This window comes from Verrucomicrobiota bacterium (genome assembly GCA_027622555.1).
GTDB lineage: Bacteria > Verrucomicrobiota > Verrucomicrobiia > Opitutales > UBA2995 > UBA2995.
This window is the reverse complement of record JAQBYJ010000169.1, coordinates 1-9,198: the sequence shown is the minus strand read 5'-3', so window position 1 is coordinate 9,198 and position 9,198 is coordinate 1. Positions and strand designations below refer to the sequence as shown.

Genomic DNA, 9,198 nt, shown 5'->3' with positions numbered 1-9,198 from the left:
CCAAAGGACGGAGTGTGCCCAATTAACAAAATCGATTATTTTTGGAATTTCTTCTTGATACTCTGACCCCTTCCTCTTCTTCTCTATTATATTCCCACAGAGAGATCAAGCTGAGGAGTAAAAAGAGGTCAAGACGGCTTCAAAATAGCTCGCATTATAAAGTTGATGGTCTCTTCGACGACCTCGTTCACCTTTGGGGATTTATTCGGAGAATACCAGCGGGCAATTCCGCGAATGGTACTCAAAATATGCTGGGTGGTCATCTTGATATCCTGGGCTTGTAATCGCCCTGCCACTTCAAGTTCTTCCACGGCTGATTGGACGTATTGGTGATAGGCCACCTTTCGATCAGTGATTTCGGTGCGGCCAGCTAGTTCCAAATGGTTAACTTCCCACATCAACACCGACATCGCGGGACCGTACTTGATCAGACCTCGAACATGCAGTTGCATGATCTCCCGCAATCGTTCTTCCGGATCGGCAATGTTACGTGTCGGTTCGACAACGACCGCCTCAACACTATCCATAACATAGGTCATGATTTTATAGAGCATATCCTGCTTGCTGGCTATATGATGGTAGAGCCCGGACTTGGTCATGCCGACTGCCTGAGCAATGTCGCCGATGGAAGTGCCTCCAAATCCTTTTTCTACCATGAGTTCCGCAGCAGTCCTGTATATCTCCGAATTGCGGGCTTGTCCTTCCGGCGTCGGCATGGGTCTGGTTCTGTCTACGATTTCCATAATTATTGAGCTAAGGTGATTTAAGGTGATTTTCGAACTTCCAGCACCCCACTCCCGCTATGGGTTAATTTATTGATTGACTACCTAACGATCGTTCGTTTGGTAAATGCAAGGATATAAACTTTAAAGACCCGTCTTCAAATGTAGGTCATGCACCAATACTATGGACAAGATAACCAAACCAATCTGGGCAAATAGCATACTCCATTTCGTCTGCCTGTTAAATCTCTTAATCGGCAATTCAGCTGTAAGCGGACAGAGCGAGAACTCATACAAAGCCGAAATTGTCCGGGATGAGTTCGGAGTTCCCTACATCATCGCCGAAACCTTGCCCGATGCGGCTTTTGGAGATGGCTATGCCCAAGCCGAGGATCGTTTAAACCTGCTCATGGAAAACATTCTGACGGCAACCGGCACCCGGGCCGCTCAACTGGGTGCCAGTCAGATCGACCGCGACTACAAGGCCCGACTCAGCGGTGCCCGGCGTACTGCCTATGAAAAATGGGGTGAGATACCCCTGGAAGTTCGAGAGATTTTTCAGGCCTATGCCGCAGGCGTGAATCACTATATCGAGAGTACAAAAAAACCACTTCCTTCTATCGCGCGGCCTATCGAAGCACAAGAGCCTTTGGCCATGCTGCTGTTTAGCGGACTTTACCGGCAGATGTCTCAAGCCCAGAAAGACCTTCTCGGCCAAGGGGGAGATCCCATTGCCGGCGAAGGATCCAATGGAGCGGTCCTGGGACCTTCCCGCAGCGCAAGCGGAAACAGCCTCATGCTATCCGATATGCACACGCCTTGGAGTGGTTTCAACCGCTGGTATGAGAAGCACTATCTCACTCCCGATTTGGAGGCTCACGGATTTATGAGCGTGGGATGCCCGCTATTTCTCGTCTGCGTTACGGACCGCATTGGATGGACACTTACCCGAAACCCGGGAGATCGAGGGGATTGCTTCGTTCTCAAAACCAATCCTGACAATCCGAATCAATACTGGTTTGATGGTAAATACAGGAACCTTCTGTTTTCGAGTGAAATAATAGAGGTTAAGGGCGATGAAACCGTTGTCCGCCGCGTAGCCCATACCGTACATGGGCCAGTCATAAAGCAGGGCAAGGGCAAGTTGTTTGCCGCAGGTATGAGTGTGATGGGAGAAGTGGGTATACCCGGACAATTATACGCGGCACTCACATCCAGAAATCTCGATGACTTCAAAGCGGCCTGCGCGATAAATCAAATGGACGGCGGCAATGTTTTCTACACCGATGTCGAAGGAAATATCTTCTTTACCTGGTGGAACCGGCTCGCAGTTCGAAATGAAAAATACAACTGGCTGGAAGCGGTGGACGGAAGTCACAAGGATACGCTTTACCAGGGCACACTTTCACCCGACCAACTACCTCTCTCCGAAAACGATCCCGGAGGCTATTACCAGGCAAGCAATGCAGCGGACTGGACCATAGGAGATGGAGCCTGGGGCATGTCGCCAAAAGACTTTCCAAACTGGCTACTGACCTCTCCGGAACGCTCCTACCTTCCATCACGGTCACAACGCACAGTCGACATGATCAACAGCATCCCGAAACACAAACTAGAAGACGTTCTCGAATGGTCGCTCGATACACGCATCCTCGGGGCCGAATGGGTTTGGCCACTGATTGAACGCGCCTACCAAGAACTGGGTAACGGAGGGAACAGTCAGGTCGACATCGCCATGAAAACGCTGGCTGAGTGGATGAAAAATCCAGTGGCGAACAAAGAGTCCCGCGGTTACTCCATCTATCGGGAATGGCTGGCCGTGATCGCCGCCAATGAAAAAGACGATCCTGACTGGGCAGTCCTCGGACAGGTTGCCGACATGCTCAATGTGCTACCCGCCCTGCCCAACCACCCGGAAGCGGTACCCGTTGAGGAAGTTAAGCGAGCTCATGAAGCACTGGTTAAGGCGGTAGCTTCGTTGGTAAAATTACACGGAACGCCCACCCCGAAATGGGGCAACATCAATGTAATCCAATTGGCCGATGGCACCCGCTTTCCAAGTGGCGCGGCTGATAGTGTTTCCCAAGGTATGTGGCAAACCTCTCAAAACACCAAACGGTCGAAGGATGGCATGTGGCTGGATGCTTCCGGATCTGACGGTATGATGATGGCCGAGATGAGCAGCCCCCCGCGTGTCTTCACCATGGTACCTTATGGACAGAGCGACGACCCGAAGTCGCTGCACTTCGCCGACCAGACCAAACGGTACACCAACGGACAATACAAACGTGCCTGGTTTGCACGCGGAAAGATCCTGGCCCATGCTGAGTCGCAACTGAGTATATCGACGAAGGGAACGCAATGAATCCACTCGAAACCACCGTAACGGGACAGACTCAAGCAACGTCCCCAGAAATTACTCCATTGGGCGTCATGGAGGCAATACGACACCGAGCATCCAAGAGAGCGTTCTCGAATGAGCCGGTATCGAAGTATATAATTCACCAAATCCTGGATACGGCCCGATGGGCGCCTTCCGGTGTCAACACTCAGCCGTGGCAAGTCATGGTAATCACCGGAAATACCAAACAGAAGATCGCTGATGCCCTCATTGAGGCGCGCTCTTCAGGGCAGGCTCCGAATCCCGACTACAAATATTATACTAAACGCTTTCCCGAGCCGTATCGGTCCCGCCAAAAGGCTTGCGGATTAGCGCTCTACGAAGCGTTGGAAATTAAACGCGAAGACAAAAACGCCAGGACCCATCAATGGATGAAGAATTACAACGGTTTCGGGGCTCCGGTCGAGTTGATGTTCTTTATCGACTCCGTTCTGGAAAAAGGATCGTGGATCGACATGGGTATGTTTATCCAGAATGTAATGCTGGCCGCTCGCGGACACGGACTGGAAACCTGCCCGCAAGCTTCGATGGCCGAGTTTCCGGACATCGTGCGAGGGATTCTACAACTGCCTGATTCGCTGTCGCTGGTCTGCGGCGTGGCTTTAGGTTACCCGGCTTCGGAAGACCCGGTAAATAAGTACCGCACTGAGCGTGAACCTGTAGAGTCTTTTACGACGTGGTTTGAATAACTGAAATCCCGATGAGTTTGAGCAAATATTCACTCTGCAATACCTATACGCAATCGACTGGATCCTTATCGCCTATTGCAATAAGGCAACAAACAACAGCCGGAATTGTTAGACGAATAGTCTTGTACTGCTTGGCGATTCTGATATCTATGGGGACCGTCATCCACGCATCGGACTCCCGTCCAAACATCTTAATCGCAATTTCCGACGACCAATCCTGGCCGCATGCTTCGGCCTACGGAAATCAATCCACCCAAACGCCGGCCTTCGACCGGGTTGCTCGTGAGGGTGTCCTTTGCAATAATGCCTTTGTCGCCTATCCCAGTTGCAGCCCCTCTCGAGCATCGCTGCTGACAGGCCGCTATCCGTGGCAGATTGAACACGCCGGCAATTTCTCCAGCACGTTTCCGCCCAAGTATCCAGTTTATCCCGACATTCTTGAAGATGCCGGTTACTGGGTTGGTTTCACCGGTAAAGGCTGGGGGCCAGGCGATTGGCGAGGGACCGGACGGCTCCGGAATCCGAGCGGAACGGAATACAACAGCTTCCAGGCGCCTTCTCCCGAAGGCATCAACAGCAACGATTACGCACGCAACTTCCAGGATTTTTTAAAGTCCAGCCCACACGGCAAGCCCTTCGTCTTTTGGTACGGCGGCACCGAACCTCATCGCCGTTACAGCGACGGCATCGGTAAACGAAACGGCAAAAAACTCGGCGATGCCCAGGTCCCAGCCTTCCTGCCCGATTCGCCTATCGTCCGGTCCGACATCCTCGATTACAGCGTAGAGGTCGAGTGGTTCGACAAACATTTGGGACGGATGCTCGATATACTGGAAGAACGCGGGGAGTTGGAAAACACCCTTGTCATCGTCACCAGTGACAACGGCATGCCTTTCCCAAGAGCCAAGTCCAACGTATACGAGTACGGCCTGCACGTGCCGATGGCTGTGAAATGGGCAAAGCAAATTCCAGGTGGACGGGTGATCGACGACATGATAAGTTTCGTCGACCTGGCACCGACATTTCTTGAGGCCGCGAAAGTGAAACATCTCGGGCCCTTCCCCATGGCGGGTCGCAGCCTGATGAACATCCTCAAGAGCAAAAAGCAGGGACTTGTCGACCCGACACGCGACGCTGTTATCGCCGGGCGCGAACGTCACGCATCGGCGAGGTACAGGAATTACGGCTATCCGCAACGGGTAATCCGGACACACGATTATATATATTTGCGCAATTTTGAGCCAAACTTCTGGCCCGCGGGACAACCCCAGGCCTACGACCACGACGGCACGCTGCGCCCCATGCATGAAGCCTATTACGACATCGACAGTTCACCTTCCAAATCTCTTCTTGTCTCTGAAAGAGAGGACCCCGCCATCGCTGAATATTTCAATCTGGCCATGGCCAAGCGTCCCGCCGAAGAGCTGTATGATATCCGAAACGACTCCGCTTGCGTGAACAACCTCGCCAACGCTCCCGAGTACGCAACCGTCAGAGACCAACTGCGTTCGCGACTGGACAAGGAGCTAAGGGAAAGCGAGGACGCCCGGCTCACCGGCGACCCCACCATATTCCGAACCTACAAACGCATGGTTCGCGGAGACCGCTTGCCTGACCCGGAAGATCCCAACCCCGGTCCCATCGAAGCCATTGAGCCTCCAGTCAGGGAGCGCCACGGTGGTGAGTTGCCCCCGGATTCCAAAGCTGGTATTTCTTGGGTTATCGAAGCGCTCGCCGGCGCACAGGATATCCGTGGCGTCTGGCTTTCCACGGCTATCCCCGAAGTACTGTTAGGACACACTGGCTTTACCATGACCACCATCCATGATCAGCAACCGATTCAAGTGCGATTGTTCACCGATTCTAAAAACAGAAAGCACCTGTGCTGGCGACTTGATGAAACGCTTCAATCCGGAGAGGCGCGCAGGTACAGGATTACACCCGTCGATGACAAGACTTTGGATACATTGGCGTACGATCCGACACAACCCGAACCGGATTCTCCCGTCTGGATCACCATCATTCACGGTCAATCATGAATCGTTTTGGAATTAATTTAATGCGGAGCCATTCGTTACATGTGAGTTTATTGAGCTTGCTGTGCGTCCTGTGTCTGTCACCGAAGTTGACCAGTGCGGCAACTCAAAATCCGAACATAATTCTCATCTTTGTAGACGATCTTGGCTATGCGGACATCGGTCCTTTCGGCTCGAAGTACCCCACCCCGAATCTTGAACGCATGGCCCAAGACGGCCGACGGTTTACAAACTTCTATAGTACATCCCCGGTATGTACTCCGTCACGAGCAAGCCTCATGACCGGTTGTTATCCACGGCGTGTGGGAATGGCCCACAATGAACGCGGCCAGTGGGTCCTGTTCCCCGGTAATCACAAGGGGCTGCACCCAGACGAGTTCACCATGGCCGAACTGCTTAAAGAACAAGATTACGCCACCGCCTGTGTGGGGAAATGGCACTTGGGAGATCAACCCCGTTTTCTACCTACCCGCCAGGGCTTCGATACCTATTTCGGAATCCCCTTTTCGAACGATATGGGGCATTTCAACACCACTCGTGGTTACCCGCCACTACCCCTGATGCGTAACGAATCAGTCATTGAGGAAGAGCCGGACCAAGCCCTTCTCACCAAGCGTTACACTGACGAGGCCGTTAAATTCATCAAGGCAAACAGAGAAGGTCCCTTTTTCCTCTATCTCCCTCACACCATGCCACACATTCCCATCCATGTATCGGACGATTTTAAAGACCAATCCGGTAATGGCCCAATCGGTGACGCGGTTCAGGAAATAGATGGGTCGACGGGGCGCATCCTCGACACCCTGGAAGAATTGAAAATCGAAGATAACACCCTCGTCATCTTCACCTCGGACAACGGTGGAACCTTCCGTTCCAAATCCAGCAACGCCCCGTTACGAGGGCAGAAAGGCGAGGTGTGGGAAGGCGGCATGCGTGTCTGCACCCTGATGCAATGGCCCGGGGTCATCCCTACGGGGACCGATTGCCACGAGCTGACCACCACCATGGACCTCTTACCCACCTTTGCAAAACTTACCGGCGGCACGCTGCCTGGAAATCGAATCATCGATGGTCGCGACATATGGCCACTCATATCGGGCCAACCAGATGCCAAAACACCCCACGAAGCTTTTTATTACTATTGGATGAATCACCTATGCGCGGTGCGCAGCGGCAAGTGGAAGCTCCATGTATCCTATATTGAACGCAATAGCACAGGCATGGCCCAAACCAGAGTCACCGAACTGTACGATCTGGAAAATGACGCCGGCGAAACGACGAACGTTGCCGCCGAAAACCCCGAAGTGGTCAAACGTCTCAAAGAGCTGATCCAAAAAACCCGTATTGATTTGGGCGACGGCCCCTATCTGGGCCGAAACACCCGCCCCGCCGGATATGTCGAAACCGCACATTACCTTACTCATGAAAAGACTAATGAATGATAAAGTCCCTGAATCAAAACCATCGGCAGCCAACATCTCCACGTGGAAGATAGAAAGCGCAAGAGTATTTCGTATCTTTCTATTGGGTACACTTCTGACAACCTCATCCTCCGGTCAATTGCACGCTGACACAAGTGAGCTCCCACCAACCAACGCATTCAATTTGATGGAGATGAAGGATCCATCTACATTGGATCTGAAAATTCTGGCGGATGAGTTGGTGCCGGCCTCGAAGATGAACGCGGGAAAAGTTCGTCTCATCCAACTCGAGTTCTTTTCACAAAACTGGGGAGGTGAAGAGGTAAGGCATCTGGCAAAGGTGTATTTGCCGGCAAACGGAATTGCCGAGTCAAAACGAGGCATGGCCATCATAAACCAGGGTGGCAGTTCCAATGCTGCAGATGGTTTCGATCTCGAAAAGGAGTATGGTTCCCTCACTACCCTGAAATTAGGAATACCTTCCATGTTATTGCAGTCAAATATGCCAGGCGACCATTGGGGCGTTATAGGACAAGGACCAGTTCGTCGATATACCGCTGCCAAGTTCTTCGAGACAGGCGATCCGAATTGGATTCATTGGATTGCCCTGGCCAAAATCTATATGCGAGCCATGACAGTGCTGGGCGAACTTGAGGATGTGCAGGCCACCCAGTTTGTTCTGGCAGGAAGTTCTAAACGAGCGCAATCAATTTGGATCGCAGCGGCGGTGGACGATCGCATTCGAGGGATCGTTTCCATTGCACGACCAGGCAATTTCCTTCACCTGATTCAGACCCATAGCCCTTCTCCAGGTAAGCTCCCAAATCCAGACGGAGCTCGAAAAATACACGAAGGATGGAAACACGAATACATGGCTCACATCGAGGACATGTATACTACTCGCGGATACGAGTACATGGCCTATATCGATCCCTACCAATTTCTATCCCGGGTAAAGGTTCCGGTGATGTATCTTATCGGAACCAACGATAACCTTTTTAACAGTTTTGATGATCACGGTTTTTATCCCTTTTACGAGGGTGACAAGAGTTTTGCCTACGTGCCCAATTACCTTCACGGCATGGGAACATCGACCCATGTTCAAGCCTATCGCGCCTGGGCAGCTCATTGTTTCTGGGGACGACCGGTAACCACTGTCGCAGCCTTGGAGTCGGAGGAGCACGGCACGTTGAACATAAGCGCCATAGTAAACAGTCAGGCGAACGTTACGGGAGTTCGTCTCTATTACTGTTTTCTGCAGGGGAAGAAGTTCAACGATGCCAAGGATAGCTACCTATCGGTGCCAATGAAACAGGGGGCCGGTACATCGCTTTGGAATGCAACCCTGCCGTCAAGTGAGACCTCTGGTCGTGAAGTATACTGGTACGTTGAAACCAGAGACCAAGCGCAGGGTCTCGAATCGATAGCGACAACCTTGCTCAAGCGTTCTCGCATGCCTTCGAAATAAGCGGGCTGCGCATGGACGACTGGAAAGCAGTTCAAATGGATCCGAAAGATCCCGTGGAGCTTTACGACCTGAAAAACGATATTGGAGAAACCACCGAGCTTGCCGCTCAACGCCCAGACGTCATGGCCAAGATCAATCAGCTACTGGCGACCTGCCGTGTCGAGGCGAGACCTCAAGTCGAACCGGAAACTACAAATGGGTGGAAGTTTCGGTAAAGTAGAATGCCTAGTACCATATAACACGTAATGTTTCGTATAGACAGGCTTCTGGGATTGCGCCATGTTTGAGTCATGGCACCAAGATATAAAATCACCCTGACGAAGAAAGAGCGCGAGAAACTGAAAACAATGACTCGCAGTGGGAAGATACCCGCTAAGAAGTTTCTGCATGCACGGGCTTTGCTTTTAAGCGACGCCGGAGAACATGGAGACCCTTGGAAAGTAGCCGATGTTGCTGAAGCC

At 52.0% G+C, this 9,198-nt stretch carries 7 protein-coding genes; 6 read left to right on the top strand and 1 reads right to left on the bottom strand.

Translation table 11 applies throughout. The annotated features are described in order from the left end of the window. Window positions 1-128 precede the first annotated feature (128 nt). Window positions 129-743 (bottom strand): TetR/AcrR family transcriptional regulator, encoded by a 615-nt coding sequence (locus O3C43_23580; protein ID MDA1069466.1) that lies wholly within the window; start codon window positions 741-743, stop codon window positions 129-131. Between the two features lie 163 nt (window positions 744-906). On the opposite strand from O3C43_23580, the gene O3C43_23575 reads away from it, so the two are divergent. The 6 genes from O3C43_23575 to O3C43_23550 are packed head-to-tail and all read left to right on the top strand — an operon-like array spanning window position 907 to window position 8,952. Further along, window positions 907-3,087 carry a penicillin acylase family protein gene (locus O3C43_23575; GenBank protein ID MDA1069465.1) on the top strand — a complete coding sequence of 727 codons (2,181 nt, stop codon included), beginning with the start codon at window positions 907-909 and terminating at the stop codon, window positions 3,085-3,087. Between the two features lie 59 nt (window positions 3,088-3,146). Continuing rightward, window positions 3,147-3,812, top strand: a complete 666-nt coding sequence (locus tag O3C43_23570) for a nitroreductase (protein ID MDA1069464.1) — start codon at window positions 3,147-3,149, stop codon at window positions 3,810-3,812. A gap of 11 nt (window positions 3,813-3,823) precedes the next feature. Further along, window positions 3,824-5,851 (top strand): sulfatase, encoded by a 2,028-nt coding sequence (locus O3C43_23565; protein MDA1069463.1) that lies wholly within the window; start codon window positions 3,824-3,826, stop codon window positions 5,849-5,851. Continuing rightward, entirely contained in the window at window positions 5,848-7,290 is a 1,443-nt protein-coding gene (locus O3C43_23560; GenBank protein MDA1069462.1) for a sulfatase, read from the top strand. Before O3C43_23565 ends, O3C43_23560 begins: the two co-directional genes overlap by 4 nt. Next, on the top strand, window positions 7,283-8,737 hold the full coding sequence (locus O3C43_23555) for a PhoPQ-activated protein PqaA family protein (GenBank protein ID MDA1069461.1): 1,455 nt from the start codon (window positions 7,283-7,285) through the stop codon (window positions 8,735-8,737). The genes O3C43_23560 and O3C43_23555 overlap by 8 nt, the downstream gene beginning before the upstream one ends. 11 nt (window positions 8,738-8,748) lie before the next feature. Next, a complete protein-coding gene (locus tag O3C43_23550; GenBank protein ID MDA1069460.1) occupies window positions 8,749-8,952 on the top strand; it encodes a hypothetical protein in 204 nt (67 codons plus the stop codon). Window positions 8,953-9,198 lie beyond the last annotated feature (246 nt).

Excerpts from the sequence above, each read along its gene's own strand:
- O3C43_23565 (MDA1069463.1), top strand. The coding sequence starts at position 3,824 with ATGAGTTTGAGCAAATATTCACTCTGCAATACCTATACGCAATCGACT.
- O3C43_23580 (MDA1069466.1), bottom strand. The coding sequence starts at position 743 with ATGGAAATCGTAGACAGAACCAGACCCATGCCGACGCCGGAAGGACAA.
- O3C43_23550 (MDA1069460.1), top strand. The coding sequence starts at position 8,749 with ATGGACGACTGGAAAGCAGTTCAAATGGATCCGAAAGATCCCGTGGAG.
- O3C43_23575 (MDA1069465.1), top strand. The coding sequence starts at position 907 with ATGGACAAGATAACCAAACCAATCTGGGCAAATAGCATACTCCATTTC.
- O3C43_23555 (MDA1069461.1), top strand. The coding sequence starts at position 7,283 with ATGAATGATAAAGTCCCTGAATCAAAACCATCGGCAGCCAACATCTCC.
- O3C43_23560 (MDA1069462.1), top strand. The coding sequence starts at position 5,848 with ATGAATCGTTTTGGAATTAATTTAATGCGGAGCCATTCGTTACATGTG.